General features: G+C 66.6%; 22 protein-coding genes and 1 pseudogene. 3 read left to right on the top strand and 20 right to left on the bottom strand.

Going from position 1 to position 19817, the window contains the following annotated elements:
- Positions 1–151 (bottom strand): annotated as a pseudogene (locus C5B90_RS18970) (mandelate racemase/muconate lactonizing enzyme family protein); the annotation flags it as partial.
- Positions 152–227: 76 nt separating this feature from the next.
- The gene (locus C5B90_RS18965; protein ID WP_058567522.1) at positions 228–674 is read right to left on the bottom strand and encodes a luciferase family protein; all 447 of its coding nucleotides are present in this window, start codon (positions 672–674) and stop codon (positions 228–230) included.
- Positions 675–1079: 405 nt separating this feature from the next.
- Between C5B90_RS18965 and C5B90_RS18960 the strand changes: the two genes are divergently transcribed.
- Positions 1080–1628, top strand: a complete 549-nt coding sequence (locus C5B90_RS18960; protein WP_115883494.1) for a hypothetical protein — start codon at positions 1080–1082, stop codon at positions 1626–1628.
- A gap of 29 nt (positions 1629–1657) precedes the next feature.
- Here the strand turns inward: C5B90_RS18960 and C5B90_RS18955 are convergent, their stop codons facing one another.
- Entirely contained in the window at positions 1658–2881 is a 1224-nt protein-coding gene (locus C5B90_RS18955) for an HAD family hydrolase (protein WP_115883493.1), read from the bottom strand.
- Positions 2882–3023: 142 nt separating this feature from the next.
- On the opposite strand from C5B90_RS18955, the gene C5B90_RS18950 reads away from it, so the two are divergent.
- Both C5B90_RS18950 and C5B90_RS21245 read left to right on the top strand, forming a co-directional pair.
- Positions 3024–3467, top strand: a complete 444-nt coding sequence (locus C5B90_RS18950; RefSeq protein WP_115883492.1) for a DUF5799 family protein — start codon at positions 3024–3026, stop codon at positions 3465–3467.
- A 107-nt stretch (positions 3468–3574) separates the two neighbouring features.
- The gene (locus C5B90_RS21245; RefSeq protein WP_255566848.1) at positions 3575–3700 is read left to right on the top strand and encodes a hypothetical protein; all 126 of its coding nucleotides are present in this window, start codon (positions 3575–3577) and stop codon (positions 3698–3700) included.
- 55 nt (positions 3701–3755) lie between these two features.
- Here the strand turns inward: C5B90_RS21245 and C5B90_RS20960 are convergent, their stop codons facing one another.
- The 17 genes from C5B90_RS20960 to C5B90_RS18870 form a co-directional block, all read right to left on the bottom strand.
- A complete protein-coding gene (locus C5B90_RS20960; RefSeq protein ID WP_199517551.1) occupies positions 3756–3905 on the bottom strand; it encodes a hypothetical protein in 150 nt (49 codons plus the stop codon).
- Positions 3906–4108: 203 nt separating this feature from the next.
- A complete protein-coding gene (gene fba / locus C5B90_RS18945) occupies positions 4109–5101 on the bottom strand; it encodes a class II fructose-bisphosphate aldolase (protein WP_058827302.1) in 993 nt (330 codons plus the stop codon).
- Between the two features lie 164 nt (positions 5102–5265).
- Positions 5266–5742: a fructose PTS transporter subunit IIB gene (gene ptfB, locus C5B90_RS18940; RefSeq protein ID WP_042664501.1), complete on the bottom strand. Its 477-nt coding sequence runs from the start codon at positions 5740–5742 to the stop codon at positions 5266–5268.
- Entirely contained in the window at positions 5739–7436 is a 1698-nt protein-coding gene (ptsP, locus tag C5B90_RS18935; protein WP_115883491.1) for a phosphoenolpyruvate--protein phosphotransferase, read from the bottom strand. The genes ptfB and ptsP overlap by 4 nt, the downstream gene beginning before the upstream one ends.
- Positions 7437–7439: 3 nt before the next feature.
- Positions 7440–7709 carry a phosphocarrier protein HPr gene (gene ptsH1 / locus C5B90_RS18930; RefSeq protein ID WP_008093366.1) on the bottom strand — a complete coding sequence of 90 codons (270 nt, stop codon included), beginning with the start codon at positions 7707–7709 and terminating at the stop codon, positions 7440–7442.
- Positions 7709–8173, bottom strand: coding sequence for a fructose PTS transporter subunit IIA (ptfA, locus tag C5B90_RS18925; RefSeq protein WP_004970773.1), 465 nt, complete (start codon positions 8171–8173; stop codon positions 7709–7711). The genes ptsH1 and ptfA overlap by 1 nt, the downstream gene beginning before the upstream one ends.
- 44 nt (positions 8174–8217) lie before the next feature.
- Positions 8218–9345, bottom strand: coding sequence for a fructose PTS transporter subunit IIC (gene ptfC, locus C5B90_RS18920; RefSeq protein WP_115883490.1), 1128 nt, complete (start codon positions 9343–9345; stop codon positions 8218–8220).
- Between the two features lie 105 nt (positions 9346–9450).
- Positions 9451–10368: a 1-phosphofructokinase gene (gene pfkB, locus C5B90_RS18915; protein WP_115883489.1), complete on the bottom strand. Its 918-nt coding sequence runs from the start codon at positions 10366–10368 to the stop codon at positions 9451–9453.
- Positions 10365–11132, bottom strand: coding sequence for an HTH-type transcriptional regulator GlpR (gene glpR / locus C5B90_RS18910; protein ID WP_058827307.1), 768 nt, complete (start codon positions 11130–11132; stop codon positions 10365–10367). Before glpR ends, pfkB begins: the two co-directional genes overlap by 4 nt.
- A gap of 203 nt (positions 11133–11335) precedes the next feature.
- Positions 11336–12310 (bottom strand): 3-isopropylmalate dehydrogenase, encoded by a 975-nt coding sequence (leuB, locus tag C5B90_RS18905; protein ID WP_115883488.1) that lies wholly within the window; start codon positions 12308–12310, stop codon positions 11336–11338.
- Positions 12303–12911 (bottom strand): 3-isopropylmalate dehydratase small subunit, encoded by a 609-nt coding sequence (gene leuD, locus C5B90_RS18900; RefSeq protein ID WP_115883487.1) that lies wholly within the window; start codon positions 12909–12911, stop codon positions 12303–12305. Before leuD ends, leuB begins: the two co-directional genes overlap by 8 nt.
- Positions 12908–14329 carry a 3-isopropylmalate dehydratase large subunit gene (gene leuC / locus C5B90_RS18895; RefSeq protein WP_115883486.1) on the bottom strand — a complete coding sequence of 474 codons (1422 nt, stop codon included), beginning with the start codon at positions 14327–14329 and terminating at the stop codon, positions 12908–12910. The genes leuD and leuC overlap by 4 nt, the downstream gene beginning before the upstream one ends.
- On the bottom strand, positions 14322–14585 hold the full coding sequence (locus C5B90_RS18890) for a hypothetical protein (RefSeq protein ID WP_115883485.1): 264 nt from the start codon (positions 14583–14585) through the stop codon (positions 14322–14324). The genes leuC and C5B90_RS18890 overlap by 8 nt, the downstream gene beginning before the upstream one ends.
- Positions 14586–14596: 11 nt before the next feature.
- Positions 14597–15643 carry a ketol-acid reductoisomerase gene (gene ilvC, locus C5B90_RS18885; RefSeq protein ID WP_058827310.1) on the bottom strand — a complete coding sequence of 349 codons (1047 nt, stop codon included), beginning with the start codon at positions 15641–15643 and terminating at the stop codon, positions 14597–14599.
- Positions 15640–16296, bottom strand: a complete 657-nt coding sequence (gene ilvN / locus C5B90_RS18880; protein ID WP_058567535.1) for an acetolactate synthase small subunit — start codon at positions 16294–16296, stop codon at positions 15640–15642. Before ilvN ends, ilvC begins: the two co-directional genes overlap by 4 nt.
- Positions 16293–18056, bottom strand: a complete 1764-nt coding sequence (ilvB, locus tag C5B90_RS18875; protein WP_115883484.1) for a biosynthetic-type acetolactate synthase large subunit — start codon at positions 18054–18056, stop codon at positions 16293–16295. The genes ilvN and ilvB overlap by 4 nt, the downstream gene beginning before the upstream one ends.
- Before the next feature lie 364 nt (positions 18057–18420).
- Entirely contained in the window at positions 18421–19662 is a 1242-nt protein-coding gene (locus tag C5B90_RS18870; RefSeq protein ID WP_233512131.1) for a LeuA family protein, read from the bottom strand.
- Positions 19663–19817 lie beyond the last annotated feature (155 nt).

Raw genomic sequence — 19817 nt, 5'->3', positions numbered from 1 at the left:
AGTTGCCGTCGACCATCGTCGTCTGCACGTCGGTGATTTCGACGTCGCGGCCGCCGCCGCGCTTGGCCGTCACGCCCATCGTCTCCGCCGACAGCTCTCGCATCGTGTACTCCGCGTTCGGATCGTGTAACTCCGCGTAGTTCTTACCCATGCAGAGTGGTTTACTCGGACGTTAGTAAAGTTTTTCCGACCGAGACATGTCTCCGGTCGGGCCTCGCGGGGCGCGGTCAGACCGGCGCGCGTCGGTCCAGCGAGTCGCGGAACGTCTCTCGGACGAGCGCGTCGAGGTCGGCGGGGAAGTCGAGTCGCCGGAGGTCGGTTTCGGGGTCCGCCGACGGGTCGATGTCGACGCCGCGGCGGCGGAGCGCGAGCAGTCGCCAGAGGTACGCGAGTCTGAGCAGGCGCATCGCGCCCGGCACGTCGGCGGCGCTTCGGACGCGGTAGGTCACCCACGCCGAATCGGGGAGCACGTGGTGCGGGTCCGCGAGGCCGTCAGTCAGGAGCACGTCGCGGACGCGCTTCGTGAGCGCGAGGTCGACGACGCCGGCGTCGTGGACGTGGCCGATTTCCCTGCCGGCGACGAGGAACTCCGTTCCCCCGAAGCGGTGCGGCGCGGTCTCGACGCCGGGCCACCGCGAGACCCGCGAGACGATTCTGTCGATGGAGGCAGTCATTGGTGAATATACGCGCTCCGAGGAGATAACTGCGGAGACGGACCGGCGGGAAGTGCCGACCCAGACACCCGCCATCAGACACTCCGTAGCCGGCCGATAACCACAGGATTTCCGGACATTCAGTTCACGGTGAGTATCTGTCGAAAATAGACACTCAGAACGACGCGGTATTCGCGGATTAACACGGGTTAGGAACCCGAATTTTCGTATCCCGTGACGACTTCGGAGGACGAGTCCGTCACGGTGGTTCGCTCTCCGTCCGACGAAACCCGGGCCGCATCGGTGTCGAGGGTAGACGATTCGTAACGAAACCCTCGGGACGCAAATAACAAGTCGAACCATGTCTCTGACTGCCACCGATGTTCCGACACAGGGAACCGACCCCGACTCCCGGGAGGCCGCGCGATGAACCTCGGCCAACTCGGCGTCGGTGCCGTCGTCCTCGTCATCGTCGTGTTCGCCCTCCTGTCCGGCGGCGTGAACACGCCCGAGACGCCCTCCCCCGCCGACGATGCCGATAGAAGTATCGGTGCGGACGTGACCGACCCCGCCGCTGACGACGCGCCGGACGACGAACCCGAAGTCGAAGAAGAGCCCGTCGTCGCCGATAACTCGGGTGACGCGGGAGCCTCCGACCCCGACTCGTCTGCCGGCGACTCCGAGAACGCGAGCGGCTCGTTCGAGACGGTCGAGACCGTCACCGACGACGACACCGACTCGACGACGAAGAAGTCCTCGAAGAAGAAGCGTAGCAGTTCGAAGTCGAACAGCAACGACAGCAACGACAGCGACGACTCGTCTGCCGACGATTCGACTGACGACAGCACGACCGAGGAGAACTCGTCCGACGACTCGACCGACGACAGCACGGACGACTCCACGAACGACGGTTCGACCACCGACGACACCGGCGACGGCTCGGACGGTGGCGACATCGGGATGTGCACGGTGTAATCACCAGACGCCGGTCCGGCGCGGCCACCTCAGTCGACGAGGAGATTGAGGGCGTAGGCGGTCCGGAGCACCGAGGCGGCGTCGCCTCGGGGAAACACCAGCTCGTCGGTCTCGCGGACGTGTTCGAGCACTCCCGGTGAGGAGTGCTCGGGAGCCGCCGCGAGCCCACACTCGTTTTCGGCGGCCCATGTCATCACGTCGAGGTCGGACTTCGAGTCGCCCATCACGAGGACGAAGGGGTTGTCCACCCCGAGCACGTCGAGCGCGGCGCGGACGCCCGCCGCCTTGTTCAGGTCGACCGCGGAGAGCTCCGCGGCGTCGGCGTGGTAGTACGCGACCGTCACGCGTTTGAGGGTCCGCCGCACGTCCTCGGGAATCTCCGCCGTCTCCGAGTCGGGAAGCGCGTCGCGGTCATCGAGCACGCCCGCGATCTCCGGGTCGCGCTCCGCGAAGTACGCCCGCGCCCAGTCGGGGCCGGCGGGGTCGTCGGTGAGCGCCTCGCCGAGGAGGTCCAGCAGGTAGACGAGCGCGCCGTCGATGACTTCCTCGGCGTCGTCGCTGCCGGTCTCGAAGTTCGGCTTGAGCGTGACGTTGAACTCGTTGCCCTGCAGGTGAACGCCGCCGCGGAGCGCGTCGGGCAGGTCGCTGATGACGCGCCCGCGAACCGACTCGAAGACCGACTGCACCGGGTCGTCGAGCGTCTCGTAGAGGAGCCGCTTCGTGTCGGGTCCGTGACCGGGCGTGAAGACGCCGGTGCCCGCCTCGTAGACGATGCTCACGTCCCCCGAGTGGACGAGTTCGTTGCCCAGCCCCTGAATGGCGAAGCCCTTGACGTTCTCTAGGGTCTGGCCGGTACAGATGACGATGGGGACGCCTCGCTCGTGGAACTGCGTGAGGAGGTGCAGCACCTCGCGCGGAATCTCGTTGTCCGTCTGCCCCGCGGAGCGCAGCGTCTCGTCCACGTCGAGGACGAGCGCGTTCACCGCCCGGCCGTACTTCGTGTAGAGGTCGAGGGCGGTGAACGCCTGGTCCCGCGTCGCGCGCGCGGCGAGTTCGGCGTAGCGGTCGCCGTCGGAGAGCGCCCGGCGGATGCGGTCTTTCTTCGCCGTGAGTTCGTCGTCGACCGCCTGCCAGTGCGACAGCGCCACCGGCGAGCCGAGCGGCGGCAAGAGGTCGACGAAGTCCTGTGCGTCCCGGACCGCGTCCGCGTCGAAGTTCCCGTACAGTCTGTACAGGAGGTCGTACCGCTCCATGATTCGGGGTCGTCACCCAACCGCATTAAACCCGCGTGGGAGGCAATTGACCCCGCCATCTCGCCGGTGGACAGATAAGCAGTCGCCGCCACCGGCGGTCGGCCCCGCAACTCTGATACCGACCGGCCGACGACGTGTGCACATGGCACATTGGACCGACAGCATCGTCGGCGACCGAATGACGGTGGACCGCGAGTTCAACGACCAGGTTATGAACTCCCGGTTCAACAGTCAGGAGTGGGGTCTCATCATGACGGCGACCGAGTTCGAAATCGAGAACGCGGACGACCCCGAGGAGGCGCGCATCGTCGCCGACACGGAGAAAGTCCCACAGATTATCCCCGAACTCGACAACATCCGCAGCCAGATGGGCGCGATGGGCGGCGGGGGAGACGACTCGTCGTCGGGCGGCGGCATCGTCGACTCCATCAAGGGCGCGCTCGGGATGGGCGGCGGCGGCAAGAAGGGTGAACAGGAGAAACTCGAGGACGCGGAACGACTCACACAAGAGTACGCGGACGCGCTCCAAGACCACCTCGAGAAGAAGGGCAAGTGGAATCAGGTCCGCGTCAGCTACCTCGAATAACGGGGCAACCGGCCGGTGGGGGCGGCGGCATTCATCCGGGGGACGAGGCCGACATTCTGTTCGAGGGCCACAATTCGTAACAGGCTCGCACGCGATATCCTCGGTAGATGAGACCGTCAACGCTGGTCTTCGCGTTCGGTGGACTCCTGTTCGTGCTTCCGATTCCCGGTACGTTTATCGCCGGTGCAGTGGTGCTCCTCGCGGGAGCGCTCGCGCGGTGGCTCGGATTGTAACGACCCACCGCGAATCAGTCGATAAAACGCCCGAGCGCCGATGCCGAGTTCGGGTTCAGTACTCGTCGCCGGCGTGGAACAGCGTCCGCTCGCTCGCCTCGTAGATGTTCATCAGTTCGTTGATGAGGTCGTCGTACTCCTCGTCTTCCTCGCGGAGCGCGTCGAGTCGGGCGACCGTCTCGTCGTCGAGGTGAATCTGCGGCATACCTACACCCACGCCGCGTGACACCTTAAGCGACGTGGGGCGGCGGATTCGACCGCTGTCGCCCCTCGAGAGCGCCGCCGCTGGGCGGGACACGTATCGAAACGAAGAGCCGGCGGAGTGCCGGGTAGAGACGACAATCGGTTCCGGTCCGCCGTGCGGACGCGGTGAACGCTCGACGGTGAACGAATCACCGCCCGCGCGGGTTACTTGAACAGGGACTGGCCGGCGCTGCCGGAGACCTCGGTCAGACCGGCGTGCACGTCGGCGATGCGCTCGCGGATGTCGCGACCGACGACGCGGGGGTCGAACACGTCCTTGTTCGGCGACCACTCGGTCTCGTTGAAGAACGTGTCGCGGGCGTCCTCGACGCCCTCTGGCGGGACGATGGCGTTGGGGTCCTCGCTGTAGAGGTCGTAGGCGGTGCGCGTGTACTCGTACTGGTAGCGGGTGTCCTTGTTGACCTTGCAGATGCCGTGTTTGAGCATCTCCTGCAGTTGGTCGGGTTGGACGCCCGAGGAGCCGTGGAGAACGAGCGGCGTGTCGAGGCCGTGGTCGCGCAGGGCCTGCCGGATGTCCTGGGCGAGGTCCGGACGGAGTTCGAGGTCCTTGCCCTTGGCGACGCCGTGCTGCGTGCCGACGGAGATAGCGAGCAGGTCCGCGCCCGTCTTGTCGACGAACTCGACGGCCTGTTCGGGGTCCGTGTAGAACGCCTCTTCGGCCTCGATTTCGTCTTCGACGCCCTTGATCTGGCCGAGTTCGGCCTCGATGAGGACGTCGGAGCCCGCGGCCTCGACCATCTCGACGACCTCGCGGCTCGTCGCGACGTTCTCGTCGAACGGCTCGTGGGACGCGTCGATCATGATGGACGACGGGATGTCGAGTTCGATCTGCTGCTCGATGAACTCGAGGTCCGTCTGGTGGTCCATGTTGAGGAAGACGCCGATGTCGTACCGCTCGGCGATGGTCTCGATGTAGTTCCCCATGGCTTTCAGACCCGCGACGGCGTCGCCGTCACCGGCGAACCGGCAGGCCCCACCGCTCATCTGCAACAGGAGGTCCGAATCCATCCGGTCGGCCCCCTCCATGAGACCCATCATAATGTTCGGCTCCGCGATGTTACTCGCGATGAGGCCGAATCCTTCGTCGAGCGCCTCGTCGTACACTGTGGCGAGTTCCTCCCCGCCGTAGAACGGCATTATGCGTTCACCTCGGTTTCGCCAACGACTGCGAGACTAATAATGTATGGGAAGCGAGTTTCGATTCTGCACGTTTTCGTTTGTTCGCGTTCGAGTTAATTTTCGTCGGCGGGCGGAGCGCCGCCGCTGGCGGGCGAGCGAAAAACGGAAAACCGTCAGCGGTGTTACGAGAACAGCTTCTTCAGCCGGGCGAAAAGCCCCTTTTCGGGGTCGCCGCCGCGGCGCACGGGTTCGTCCGATTCCGCGGCGTCGCCGGACGAGTCGTCGGTGCCGTCGTCGGCCTCGGCGTCCTCACCGTCGTCGCCGCTTCCGAACGTGACCGAACCGGTCTTGCCGGCCTCGGCGAGTTCGACCGCCTTCTTCACGACGGCCTCGGCGTTGTTGACGCCGTCTTTGACCGTCCCCTTGATGACGAGTTTGCCGTCGAAGCGGTCGCGGCTGACCGAGGTGTCCGAGGTGATGATGACCGCCTCGGCCTCGGCGATGGCGTCCGAGGACAGTTCGTCCTGCGTACCCATCGCGCCCTGGACCTCGACGTCGATGTCGTGGCCGAGGCGCTCGCCGGCCTGCAGGAGGTTCTCGGCCGCCATCTGGCTGTGTGCGATTCCGGTCGGACAGGATGTGACTGCGACGAGTTTCATTGGTCTAGTGTAAGGATTTCCGCGACTTCAGCCTTGGTGTCGGCCTGCAGGACGCGTTCCGCGAGTTCGCGGGCGTCCGCGGTGTCGGTCTCCGCGACGGCCGCCTTGACCTGCGGCACCGTCACGGCGCTCATGCTCAGTTCGTCGAGGCCGAGCCCGACGAGCAGTTCGGTGAGGTCCGGGTCGCCGGCCATCTCGCCGCACATGCCGACCCAGCAGTCCTCGCCCTCGGCCGCCGAGACGGTGGCGTCGATGGCGCGGAGGACCGCCGGCTGTCGGTAGTCGCCGAGGTCCGAGACGCGCTCGTTGCCGCGCTCGGCGGCCATCACGTACTGCGCGAGGTCGTTCGTCCCGATGCTGAAGAAGTCGACGTGCGGCGCGAACTGGTCGGCCATGAACGCCGCGGCGGGCGTCTCGACCATGATGCCGAACTCGGGCAGTTCGTTTTCGACGCCCTCGGCGTCGAGGTCGGCCGCGACCGACTCGAACCGCTCTCGGCCGGCGCGAAGCTCCTCGACCGTCGAGACGAGCGGGAGCATCACCGACAGGTTCGCACCGTCGGCGCTGGCCGCCGCGCGCAGGAGCGCGCGGACCTGCGTCTCGAAGAGGTCAGCGTCCGGGCCGAGCGACCGGCGGATGCCGCGCTCGCCGAGGAACGGGTTCTCCTCGTCCGGCAGGTCGAGGTACGGGACCGGCTTGTCGCCGCCGATGTCGAGGGTCCGGACGACTACGCGCCCGCCGTCGAACGATTCGAGCGCCTCGACGTACGCCTCGTACTGCTCGTCTTCGTCCGGCGGCGACTCGCGGTCGAGGAAGAGGAACTCGGTGCGGAACAGGCCGACGCCGTCGGCCCCGCGGTCGACAGCCGGCCCGAGGTCCGCCAGCGTACCGATGTTGGCGGCGACCTCGATTTCGACGCCGTCTGCGGTTTCGACCGACTCGTGTCGGACGTCCACGTCGGCGGCGGCCGCGGCGGCCTCCTTGCGCTCGTCGCTCGGGTCGACCACGAAGTCGCCCGACTCGCCGTCGACGACGACTTCTGCGCCGTCCTCGACGGACTGGAGTTCCTCGCCCACGCCGACGATGGCCGGCAGGGCGAGCGAGCGCGCGAAGATGGCCGCGTGGGAGGTGCGGCCGCCCGTCACCGTGACGAAGCCGGCGACGCGCTCCGGGTCGAGTTGCGCCGTGTCGCTCGGCGTGAGCCGTTCCGCGACGACGACGCTCCCCTCCGGCAGCGACGAGAGGTCGACGCGCTCGCCGTCCGAGAGGACGCGAACGAGTCGGTCGCGCACGTCGCGGAGGTCGTCGGCGCGCTCGCCCATGCGACCGCCCATGTTCTCGAACTGCTCGACGAACTCGGAGAACGTCTCTTGCACGGCGTGTTCGGCCGGGAGCCCGCCCTCGATGGCGTCGGTGACGCCGTCGGTTATCTGCGGGTCGTTGAGGAACTGGACGTGCGCGTCGAACACCGCGGCCTCCTCCTCGCCGACGCGTTCGGCGGTCCGCTCGCGCTCGGCTTCGAGTTCGTCTTCGGCGGCCGCGCGGGCGTCCTCGAAGCGCGCCAGTTCGGCCTCCGCGTCCACGTCTTCGGCGGCCGGCGGCTCGGGGAGGTCGGCGTCCGGTCGGTACCAGACGACGGTGCCGACGCCCGAAAGCGGTGTCACGCCGATGCCGGAGAGGGTTCGTTCGGTCATGGCTTACTGTTTGGCTTCAGGCGTCGAAAGGATGTCCTCTAGGGCGTCGAGTGCCGCTTCCGCGTCGTCGCCCTCGGCGACGAGGCGCACGGACTCGTCGTGGCCGACGCCGAGACCGGTGACGGCGAGCATGCTGGCGGCGGGGACGAGGTCGTCCTCGTCGGCGCGGCCGAGCTGGATGTCGGCGTCGAACTCGTTCGCGGTCTCGACGAACTGCGAGGCCGGGCGGGCGTGAAGCCCGTCTTCGGGGACGACCGTGACGGTCCGCTCCATCACTCGACCACCTCGGCGAGCACGTCCTGGACGGTCTGCTTGCTCTCGGCTTCGAGGAGCTTCTCGCGTACGTCCTCGTGCATGAGCGACCGCGAGAGAGCGCTCAGAATCTGCAGGTGGTCTTCGCCGCCCGCCGCGGGGACGAGAATCATGAACAGGAGCTTCGCCGGCTTGTCGTCCATGGCGTCGAAGTCGATGCCCTCGGTCGAGCGCGCGAAGGCGACCGTCGGCTTCGAGACGGCGTCGGTCTTTGCGTGCGGGATGCCGATGCCGAAGCCGACGCCGGTCGTCGCCTCTTCCTCGCGTTCGAGGAGGGCGTCGAGCGCGGCGTCGCGGTCGTCGACGCGACCGGCGTCGACGGCGAGGTCGAGGAGGAACTCGATGGCTCCCTCCTTCGTCGCCGGCGGCTCTTCGAGCGATATCAGTTCGAGCGGTGTGATGGTGCTGATGTCAGTGACGTCCATTGTATTGTACTTCGTTCGAGTCTGGAAAGATTAGTTCGGTGTGGTCAGTCGTCGGAGCTCTGGGCCGCGACCTTGGCGTCGAAGTTCGGCTTGATGGCCGTCGCGATGACGGCGGTCACGATGGAGCCCAGCAGGATGCACGCGATGAACATGAACGGCTGGTTCGACAGCGGAACCACGAAGATGCCGCCGTGCGGAGCCGGCATGTTCACGCCGAGCGCCATCGAGGCCGCGCCGGCGACGGCGCTGCCGGCGACGACGCTCGGGATGACGCGGGCCGGGTCGGCGGCCGCGTACGGAATCGCGCCCTCAGTAATGAACGAGAAGCCGAGGAGAACGCCGCTCTTGGCGTTCTCGTACATCTCGGCCGCGTACTTCTGCGGCGCGATGAAGTTCGACAGCGCGAGGCCGATCGGCGGGACCATACCCGCGATCATGACCGCGGCCATCGGCGCGGTGACGCCCTCGGAGATGAGGCCGACGGAGAACACGTAGGCGACCTTGTTGATGGGGCCGCCCATGTCGGCCGCCATCATCGCCCCGAGGATGGCCCCGAGAACGATTGCCTGTCCGCCGCCCTGCATGTTGCTCAGGAAGTTCGTGAGTCCCGCGTTCGCGATGGAAATCGGGACGCCCAGCACGAACAGCATGATGGGCGTGAGCACCGCGGTCGTCGCGACCGGGATGAGGAGCACGGGCATCATCGGTGCGATGAACTCGGGCACGTCGCGCTGCTTGAACCAGCGCGCGACGATACCGGCGAGGAACCCGGCGACGATAGCGCCGAGGTAACCCGCGCCGGCGGAGCCACCCTGAAGGCCGATGACGTCACCGGCCGCCTGCAGGACGTTGCCCTGCTGGATGATGTACGACAGGATGAAGCCCGGTGCGAGGCCCGGACGGTCGGCGATAGCGTACGCGATGTACGCGCCGAGCACCGGAACCATCAGCGTCAGCCCAGCGACGCCGATCTGCGCGAGGAACCAGCCGGCGGTCCCCGTGCTGTTGAATACGTCTTGTACGTTGTTCGAAAGCGAGGCTACCGCGTAGCCCAGCGCCAGGAAGATTCCGCCGATGGTCACGAACGGAATCATGAACGATACCCCAGTCATCAGGTCCTCCTTCACCGAAGTGAGGTAGGACCGAACCGCGTCTTCTGCGTCGTTTGCCATAGTGTTGCCACCCCTACGAAAGAACGTACGCAAATGTGCTCAAAAACCCTTTCGAATATGAACGTTACTGAGCGTTTCAGTCGTTAACAAACGTTCATCTGAGAATCACCGGCTCCGAACGGTCGTCACCTCGACGTGCGTCTCGTTCGTCAGCACGTCTTCGAGGTTCGGGACGCGGGTACCCGCGACGCCGACGACGCGGGACGCGGTCAACACGCCCATTCGGAGGGCGTCGGCGTCCGACAGCCCGTGTTCGCGCGCGGCGAGGAACCCGGACATGACGGCGTCGCCCGCACCGACCGTGTCGACGACTTCCACGTCGAGCGCGGGCGCGGAGAGGACTTCGTCGTCGGTGACGAGGAGCGCGCCGTCCGCACCGAGCGAGGCTAACACGTACTCGAACCCGCGTGCGTGAAGCTCCTCGGCGGCCTCGATGGCGTCGGCTTCGGTCTCGACAGTTCGACCCGTCGCCGTCGCGAGTTCCGAGCGATTGGGTTTGCAGACGTAGTAGTCGGCCTCCAGTTCGGCGAGGTACTCCCCGCCCATGTCCACCGCTATCTGCCAGTCGCCCGCGCGGGCGAGTCTATCGACGTCGGCGAGGGACATCCCCGGCGGGAGGCTGCCGCCGACGAGGAGCGTGTCGGGCTCGTTCGCCTGCGCGGTTTCAACGAGCTCGTCCACGTCGGCTGCACGAATCTGCGGGCCGTTGTGATTGAGTTTGTACTCGCCGTCCTCCGCGAGCACGGTCGTGTTCAGGCGCGTGTCCGCGTCGACGGTGACGAAGTCCGAGGCGATGCCGTCGGCGTCGAGTCGGTCGCGGACGAACTTCCCGAAGTGGCCGCCGAGAAAGCCCGAGGCGGTCGCGTCGGCGTCGAGCGCCGAGACGTACTTGGCGACGTTGATGCCCTTGCCGCCGGCGGTGAACACCGCGTCGTCGGTCCGGTGGACGACGCCGGGCTGAAGCGGTTCGTCGAAGTGAATCGTGTGGTCGACTGCTGGGTTCGGGGTGACTGTGAGAATCATCGTGCAACTCCGTCGACGACGGTGACGCCCGCGCTCTCGATCTCCTCGCGAGAGTCGTCGTCGAGCGTTCCGTCGGTGATAATCAGGTCGATATCTTCGAGCGATGCGAACTGGACGAAGCTCCGTCGGCCGAGCTTCGAGAGATCAGCAACGAGGACGACTTTCGCGGCCTTTTCGACCATCAGCTCCTTCATCCGCGCCTCGTCCTCGTTCGGGGTCGTGAGGCCGGACTCCACGTCCAGCCCGTTCGTACCGAGGAACAGCAGGTCGAAGTTCGTCCGCTCCATGAACGACTCCGCGGTCGGTCCCACGAGCGCCTTCGTCCGCCGGCGGAGCGTCCCGCCCGTGAGTTTGACCTCGTTTTCCTCCTCGTTCAGTTCGATGGCGAGCCGCGGCGAGTTGGTGACGCCGAGTATCGTCCCGTCCTTGGGAACTTTCCGCGCCACTTCCATCGTGGTCGTCCCCGCGTCGAAGAACACGACCTGTCCCTCGGCCAGTTCCTCGACCGCGCGGTCGGCGATTGCGCGTTTCCCTTCGAGATTCTGTACTTCCTTCTGCCCGTAGGTCTGCTCGCGCCCGACGGAGGTCACGGGGACGGCTCCGCCGTGCGACCGCTCGATGAGCCCACGGTCTTCGAGTTCGCGCAGGTCACGTCGTATCGTCGCCTTCGAATAGCCGAGGTGGTCGGACAGCGACTCGACCGACCGGCCGTCCGAGTCGGAAACGAGTTCGACGATACGGCGTTTGCGCTCTGCTGGTAACATCGGTAGCGATTCCTCGTTAGGTGGAAGGTAGGTCGGGGAGTAGTGTTAATTGTTTATGTTGGATTCCGCCCGTATCTGTTCGAAACAGCAGAATCCCACACAAGAACGAAAACGGCGTGCCCGTTGGTGAGAAAACGATCAAAAACGAAAACGAGAACGCTCGAAACGAACGTCGAACCGCCGATTCGGTGGGTCGCCGACGCTCAGAGTCGGTCGAGAACCGCGGCGGTCACGTCCTCCGTGGAGGCGTCGCCGCCGAGGTCGGGCGTGCGCGGCCCGTCGGCGAGGACGCCTTCGACGGCCGACCGGACGCGGTCGGCTTCGTCCTCGTAGTCGAGGTAGTCGAGCAGCATCGCCGCGGACAGAATCGTCGCGGCCGGGTTGGCGATGCCCTCACCGGCGATGTCGGGCGCGGAGCCGTGAACCGGTTCGAACAGCGCGGCGTCCGGACCGATGTTCGCCGAGGGGAGCAGTCCGAGGCCGCCGACGAGGCCAGCGGCGAGGTCGGACAGCACGTCGCCCGCGAGGTTCGGGCAGACGATGGTGTCGAACTGCGTGGGGTCGAGACAGACGCGCGTCGCGAAGGCGTCCATCAGGACCTCCTCTGCCTCGACGCCGCGCTCGTCGGCGACGGAGACGACGGCGTCGCGGAAGCGACCGTCCGTCTCGCGCATCACGTTCGCCTTGTGGGCGACCTGGAAACTGCCGCCTTCGCCGCCGACGTAGTCGCAGGCGTACTCGGCGAGTCGCTCGGACGCCGAGGTGGTGACGACGCGCGTGAGCGTCGAGAGGTCGTCAGAGAGTCGGTCCTCGTGGCCGGCGTAGACGCCCTCCGTGTTCTCCCGGAGGAAGACGAGGTCCGTCTCCGGTCGGAGCGCGTCGACGCCGGGGTAGGCCTTTGCCGGGCGGACGTTGACAAAGGAGTCAACCGCAGTTCGAAGCGGCAGGATGACGTCCGCCGCGGTCTCGCCGGCCGCGCCGAACAGCGTCGCGTCGGCCTCGGCGGCGAGGTCGTAGGTCTCCTGCGGGAGCGCCTCACCCGTGGCTTCCTTCACGTGGTCGCCGGCGTCGGCCTCGACGAACTCGAAGTCGCCGACGGCCTTCAGCACGTCAACCGCCGCCGGGATGACCTCCGCGCCGATGCCATCGCCGGGGATGACGACGATTTCCTCAGTCATCGACGTAGGGCAGGGCGGCGGCTTTCTCGGCGACCGCGTCGGCGTTCGACTTCATGAGCGCCGTCGTGTCCCAGACGCCCTCGGTGAGCGCCTTCCGCTGTGCGTCGTCGACGGTCACGTCCACGGTCTTCTCGCCGTAGGTGACCGTCTCGTTTTCCACGTCCACGTCGATGTCTGCGTCCGGGTGCTCGTCGACCCAGTCCTGCAGTTCGGTGATGGTGTCGTGGTCGGCGGTGACCGTCGGGATGCCGAGCGCGAGGCAGTTGCCCGCGAAAATCTCGGCGAACGACTCGCCGATGATGGCGTCGATGCCCCAGCGCATGAGCGCCTGCGGGGCGTGCTCCCGAGAGGAGCCACAGCCGAAGTTGGCGTTGACGACCATGATGGAGGCGTCCTGGAACTGCGGCTCGTTCATCGGGTGGTCTTTGGGTTCGTCGTTCTCGTCGTAGCGCTGGTCGAAGAACGCGAACTCGCCGAGGCCGTCGAACGTGACGACCTTCATGAACCGCGCCGGGATGATCTGGTCCGTGTCGATGTCGTTGCCGCGGATGGGAACGCCGGAGCCGGACGCGGAGTCGATTTCGGGGATTTCGTCGGTCATGCCGTGGTCACCTCCTTCAGTTCGCGCACGTCAGTCACGTGCCCGGTGATGGCCGCGGCGGCGACCATGCGCGGGTTCATCAGGACGGTGCGGCCGTCTTTCGACCCCTGCCGACCGATGAAGTTGCGGTTCGACGAGGACGCGGAGGCCTCGTCGCCCTCCAGTTGGTCCTCGTTCATGCCGAGACACATCGAACAGCCCGCCTCACGCCACTCGAAGCCGGCTTCCTTGAATATCTCGTCGAGACCCTCCGCCTCCGCGGCGGCCTTGACGCGCTGACTGCCGGGGACGACCATCGCGCGGACATCGTCCGCGACCTGCCGTCCCTCGACGACTCCCGCCGCGCGGCGGAGGTCGGGCATCCGGGCGTTGGTACAGGAGCCGAGGAACGCCACGTCGATTTCGTAGCCCTCCATCGTCTCGCCGGGCGTGACGCCCATGTGTTCCTGCGCCATCCGGGCGGTGTCCTGCTTCTCTTCGGGCAGGTCTTCGGGGGCCGGAATGGGCTGGGTGATGCCGACGCCCTGTCCGGGCGTAGTCCCCCAGGTGACGACGGGTTCGAGTTCGGAGCCGTCGATGGTGACTACGTCGTCGTACTCGGCGTCCTCGTCGGAGCGGATGGACTCCCAGTACGGCTTGAGTTCGTCGAACCGCTCGGGGTTCTCCTGGAAGTACTCGGTGTCTTCCAGCCAGTCGTAGGTGGTCTCGTCGGGGTTGACGTAGCCCGCGCGAGCGCCGCCTTCGATGGACATGTTACAGATGCTCATCCGGCCTTCCATATCGAGGTTCTCGATGGCCTCGCCGGCGTACTCGTAGACGTAGCCGACGCCGCCTTCGGTCCCGAGGCGACGGATGATTTCGAGGATGACGTCCTTGGCCTCGACGCCGGGGCCGAGTTCGCCCGTGACCTCGATTTTTCGGACCTTCTTTTTCTCCATCGCGACCGTCTGAGTCGCCAGCACGTCGCGAATCTGGCTCGTCCCGATACCGAACGCGAGCGCGCCGAACGCGCCGTGGGTCGAGGTGTGGCTGTCGCCGCAGACGATAGTCATGCCGGGCTGGGTGAGTCCCTTCTCGGGCCCGATGACGTGGACGATTCCCTGCTCGCCCGAGGTCGGGTCTGAGAAGTTGATACCGGCGTCGCGGACGTTCTGTTCGAGTTCGGCCATCATCTCCTCTGCGGCGTCGTCGCGGAACGGCCGCGACTGGTCCGACGTGGGGACGATGTGGTCGACCGTCGCGTGCGTCCGGTTCGGGTAGGCGACTTCGAGGTCGCGCTCCTGCAGCATGCCGAACGCCTGCGGGCTCGTCACCTCGTGGATGAGGTGCAGGCCGCAGAACAGCTGGGTCTGGCCGGTCGGAAGCTCCGAAACCGTGTGTTCCTCCCAGACCTTGTCGTACAGCGTTCCCTCACTCATGTCCGTCACCCGGTACGACGCTGTCGTCGTGGCCGCGTTCCCAGACTTGGTTCGCGCCCTCGCCGTTGCGGGGCGTGTGGTCCACGTCGCCCATCGTCTCCGTCTCGGTCGAGTCCGTCGCCGCGGCCGTCGCGTCGCTCCGACCGCCGTCGGTGACGGCCGGGCCGCGCTCGTAGACCGTGGTGAACGTCTCGCCCGTATAGGGATTTGTGTGGCTGATATCTCGCATTCGGTCGGTCGTGTCGTCGCGTGTCATTGGTGTCGTGTTCAGTCGTCCGCCGGTGCTTCGGCTTTCTCCGCGTCCGCTTCTTCTTCGTCGTCGGCCCACGCGAACAGGTCGCGCAGCGGCGCGCCGACCTGTTCGATGTGGTGGTTCTCTTCTGCGTCCTTGAGCTGGGAGTACGACGGGCGGCCCGCCTGGTTCTCCAGAATCCACTCGCGTGCGAAGGTGCCGTCTTGGACCTCCTCCAGAATCTCCTCCATGTTCTCGCGGGCGTGCTCGTCGACGACGCGGTCGCCGCGGGTCAGCCCGCCGAACTCGGCGGTGTCGGAGACCGAGTCCCACATCTCGCCGAGCCCGCCTTCGTACATCAGGTCGACGATGAGCTTCAGTTCGTTCAGGCACTCGAAGTACGCCATCTCGGGGGAGTAACCCGCGTCGACGAGCGTCTCGTAGCCCTGCTTGACCAGCGAGGTGACGCCGCCGCAGAGGACGGCCTGCTCGCCGAACAGGTCGGTCTCGGTCTCCTCTTGGAACGTCGTCTCGATGACGCCCGCGCGGGTACAGCCGAGGCCGTGGGCGTAGGCCAGCGCTTCTTCCTTGGCGTCGCCCGTCACGTCCTGGTAGACGGCGATGAGACCCGGCGTCCCCTCGTTCGCCTCGTAGTTGCGGCGGACGAGGTGGCCCGGCGACTTCGGCGCGACCATCGTCACGTCGACGTCTTCCGGGGGCCGAATCTGGTTGTAGTGGATGTTGAAGCCGTGGGCGAACTGGAGCGTGTCGCCGGCGTCGAGGGAGTCTCGAATCTCCTCGAACACCGCCGGCTGGACGGTGTCGGGGACGAGAATCGAGACGATGTCGCCCTCGGCGGCCGCCTCGGCGGGCTCTTTGACGCGGAGGCCGTCGGCTTCCGCGGCGGCGCGAGACGAGGAGCTGGCTCGGAGGCCGACGACCACGTCGACCCCGCTGTCGGCGAGGTTCTGCGCGTGGGCGTGGCCCTGACTGCCGTAGCCGATGACGGCTACGGTCTTGTCGTCGATCTGGGAGCGGTCGGCGTCGTCGTCGTAGTAAACTTCCGTGGTGAGTTCTGTCATTGCGTGTTTGTGTTGGGTTTGGTGGGTTCGCCGGAGGTTCCGGGTTCCTCTCCGGGAACGGTCTTCTTCGAGCCGTGGGCGAGCGCGGTCTGACCGGTCCGGGCGATTTCGATGATACCGAACCGCCGGAACGCGTCCACGGCGTCGTCTATCTTGCGCTCGTCACCGGTGAGTTGGACCGTGATGGTCTCGGGACCGGCGTCGAGGGTGCGGCCGTCGTACATCTCCGTGATGGCGTGGACCTTGTCGGGGTCCTCGCCGCGGACCTTCAGGAGGACGAGTTCCGCGCGAACGGCGTCGTCGTCCAACTCGCCGACGGAGATGACGGGCTTGAGCTTCGCGAGCTGTTTTTCTATCTGGTCGATGCCCGGTTCGGGCTCCTCGACGACCATCGTGATGCGGGAGTGACCCTCGACGGTCGTGGGGCCCACGGTGAGGCTCTCGATGTTGAACTGGCGGCGGGCGGCGAGGCCGGCGACGCGCGAGAGCACGCCGGGTTCGTCCTCGACGATGGCCGAAAAGACCGTTCGCCGCGGTTCGTGTTCCGATTCCGCTTCGGGGTCGATGCGGATGCCCTGCGCGTTGCGTCGGCCGTCGGGGTGTGGCCGCTCGTCGGGCGCGGGGCCTTGCAGTCCCTTTCGATTGTCGCTCATAACTGGTCCTCCGAGAGTGCGAATTTACCGTTCGCGCCGCCCGAGGAGACCATCGGGTAGACGTTCTCCGCCGGGTCGACGTGGAAGTCGATGACCGAGGGGCCGTCGTACGCGAGCGCTTCCTCGATGGCGTCGGGAACCTCCTCGTAGGAGTCGACGGTCCAGCCGCGCGCGCCGAACGCTTCGGCGAGTTTGTCGAACTGGGGACACCAGTCGTAGCCGGCGGCCATGCGTCGGCCCTCGAAGAAGGCGTCCTGCCACTGGCGGACCATCCCGATGTACTCGTTGTTCAGGATGGCGACCGTGATGTCGAGGTTCTCGCGGACGGCGACCGACAGCTCCTGAATCGTCATCAGGAACGAAGCGTCGCCGTCGACGCAGACGACCGTCTCGTCGTCGTCGGCCGCGACCCGCGCACCGATTGCGGCGGGCAGGCCGTAGCCCATCGTGCCGAGGCCGTGGGACGAAACCCACCGCCGCGGCTCGGTGAACGTCCAGTACTGGGCGGCCCACATCTGGTGCTGGCCGACGCCGCTCGTGACGATGGTCTCGTCGGGCGTGGCCTCGTCGAGCGCCTCGACGACGAACTGCGGCTTCAGCGGCTCGTTGTCCGGGGCCGCGTAGTCCATCGGGTAGTCGTCTTTCCACGCGAGACACTGGTCGACCCACTCGGGCGCGTCGGGGCCCTCGTCGAGTTCGGCGTCGACGCGCTCGATGGCGCGGCCGGCGTCGCCGACGACCGGGTAGTCCGCGTGGACGTTCTTCGATATTTCCGCCGGGTCGATGTCGATGTGGACGACCTCGGCCTCGGGCGCGAACGTGTCGATACCGCCGGTCAGGCGGTCGTCGAACCGCGTGCCGACCGCGATGAGGCAGTCGGTGTGCGTGATGGCCATGTTGGCGTAGCCGGTGCCGTGCATCCCCGCCCACGAGAGGCAGAGTTCGTGGTCCTCCGGCATCGCGCCGATTCCGGGCATCGTGGTGACGACCGGAATCTGGTGCTCGGTCGCGAACTGCCGGGCGACCTCGGTCGCGTCGGCCTTGACGACACCGCCGCCGAACAAGAGAAGAGGTTTCTCCGCGCGCTCGATTGCGCGCGCGGCGGCCTCGACCTGCGAGTCGGCCGGGTCAGTACGGGCGCGGCACGTCTCGGGCGGCTGCGCCGGCCCCGGTTCGCTGTCGGTCTCGTTGAGCGAGACGTCCTTCGGGAGGTCGACGAGCGTCGGGCCCGGTCGGCCCTCCGCGGCGAGCGCGAACGCTTCGCCGACGGTGTCGCCGACGGTGTCGGGCGACGAGGCGAAGTAGTTGTGCTTCGTGATAGGCGCGGTGACGCCCGTGGTGTCGGTCTCCTGGAACGCGTCGGACCCGACCATGTCGGACGGGACCTGCCCCGTGAGCGCGAGCACCGCGTCGGAGTCCATGTTCGCGTCGGCGATGCCGGTCACGAGGTTGGTCGCGCCCGGACCGGACGTGGCGAGACAGACGCCGGGGTCGCCGCGAACGACGCCGTACGCGTCGGCCGCGTGCGCCGCGCCCTGCTCGTGGGCCATCGTCACGTGACGGATGTCAGAGTGGTACAGCGCGTCGTAGATGGGCATTATCGCCCCGCCCTGCACGCCGAACGCGGTCTCGACGCCGGCGTTTTCGAGGGCGCGGACGACTGACGTCGAACCCGAGGTGATCTCGGTCGGTGTCTCGGTCGAATCGTCTGCCCCGTCGGTCGCGTCGGGGTCGGTCGTGGCTGCGGTTCGTTCGCTCATGTGTGGGCTCCGTGGTGTGTGGTCGGTCGTCGATACGGACTGTCTGGTGACTGCGTGTGGTGCTGGTTCGCCATTGTGGGGACTGCGGACGTGTCTGAAAACGGTGCGAATACGCGGGACGGAGAGATGGTGTGGTAGGGGGCTATGCCCCTACAATAATGAGCGACCGAATCGCACCGACGGCGGCGGCGCTGGTCCCGGCTTCCGGGGTCGCGCGAACCGCGTGTTCGTCGTGCGAGGTCATCGTATGCCACACGTCCGTCCCGGCCGTAATAATGCTTTCGCGGCGGGCAACGATTGCACGCCACTCGGGAGGTCGGACGCATGCAGGGCGGTCGCCCCGTAGGGCCACAGCCCGGCGCCATCAGGCGCGGACCTCCTCCGTGTCGTCCTCGTGGGTGATACCCACGTCGCGGGCGAACACCTCGAGCGTCGAGTCGTCGACGCGTTCCTTCTCCGCGCCGTGGTCTTTGACGCGGCGGGTTACCTCCCGGACCTCGGCGTCCGAGGGTTCGAACCCGATATCTGCGAGGCGCTTGCGTACCGAGTGCGTCCCCGTGTGTTTGCCGAGTACGAACTCGCGGGTCGCGCCGACCATCTCCGGGGTCATGACGCCCGGTTCGAAGGTGTCGGCGTTCTCGATGACGCCGGCGGCGTGGATGCCGCTCTCGTGAGAGAAGGCGTTGCGGCCGACGACCGGCTTGTTCGCCGGAACCGGGATGTCGGACGCCGCCTCGACGACGCGAGCCAGCTCGGTTATCTTCGTCGTGTCGATGCCGGTGTCGACGCCGTAGAGGGATTCGGCGGCCATGACGACCTCCTCGTAGGCGGCGTTGCCGGCGCGTTCGCCGATGCCGTTGACCGACACCTGCGCCTGTGCGGCGCCGGCCTCGAAGCCGGCCATCGCGTTCGCCGACGCCAGTCCGAAGTCGTCGTGCGCGTGCACGTCGATTCTCGCGTCGGTGTGCTCTCTGACCGTCGCCACCATGCGGGCGAAGCGAGTCGGCGTCGCCACGCCGCAGGTGTCCGGCAGGTTGATCCAATCGACGCCCGCCTCGGAGACGGCCTCGACGACTTCGATGAGGAAGTCCTCGTCCGTCCGGGTGGCGTCCATCGGTGAGAACATTACTTCAACGCCCGCGTCGCGGACGTGTTCGACACTGCGGACGGCCCGCTCGACGGCTTCCTCGCGGGAAGCGTGCATCGAGTCGGCCAACTGGACGTCGCTGGTGCTCACGAACGTGTGCACCATGTCCACGCCGGAATCCAGCGCGGCTTCGATATCCTTGTCGACGACGCGGGCCAACCCGCACGTCGTCGCGTCCGTCGAAGCAGCGATATCTGCGACTGCTTCGAACTCCGCTTCCGAGTTCACCGGGAACCCGGCCTCGATGACGTGGGTACCCATGTCGTCGAGAGTCTCGGCGATGTCGCGCTTCTCCTCGTAACTGAACGAGGTTCGCGGTGACTGTTCGCCGTCGCGGAGTGTCGTGTCGAAGATTCGTACGTCTTCGATTTCAGATTGTTGGGCTAATGTGCCCTGGAAGAACTCGACCCGCCGGGGAACCCGACGAATCCTCCGTGTCGTTGTGAGACATCGTGTCAGTCACGTGCCCGAACTCCTATTTAAACGTTTCTCCCCGACAGTATCACGAACGTTCAGCGGGTGTTGCGTGACAACCACTCTCGAGGCTAATCGCTGTACCTAAACGTCCTTATACGATATCATGACATATGTTGACTTGATATGTTCGCTCGGCG

Origin of the sequence: Haloferax sp. Atlit-12N, from assembly GCF_003383095.1 — an archaeon.
Taxonomy (GTDB): domain Archaea; phylum Halobacteriota; class Halobacteria; order Halobacteriales; family Haloferacaceae; genus Haloferax.
The sequence above is the reverse complement of the archived record's forward strand: the minus strand, read 5'-3'. Positions and strand labels throughout refer to the sequence as shown.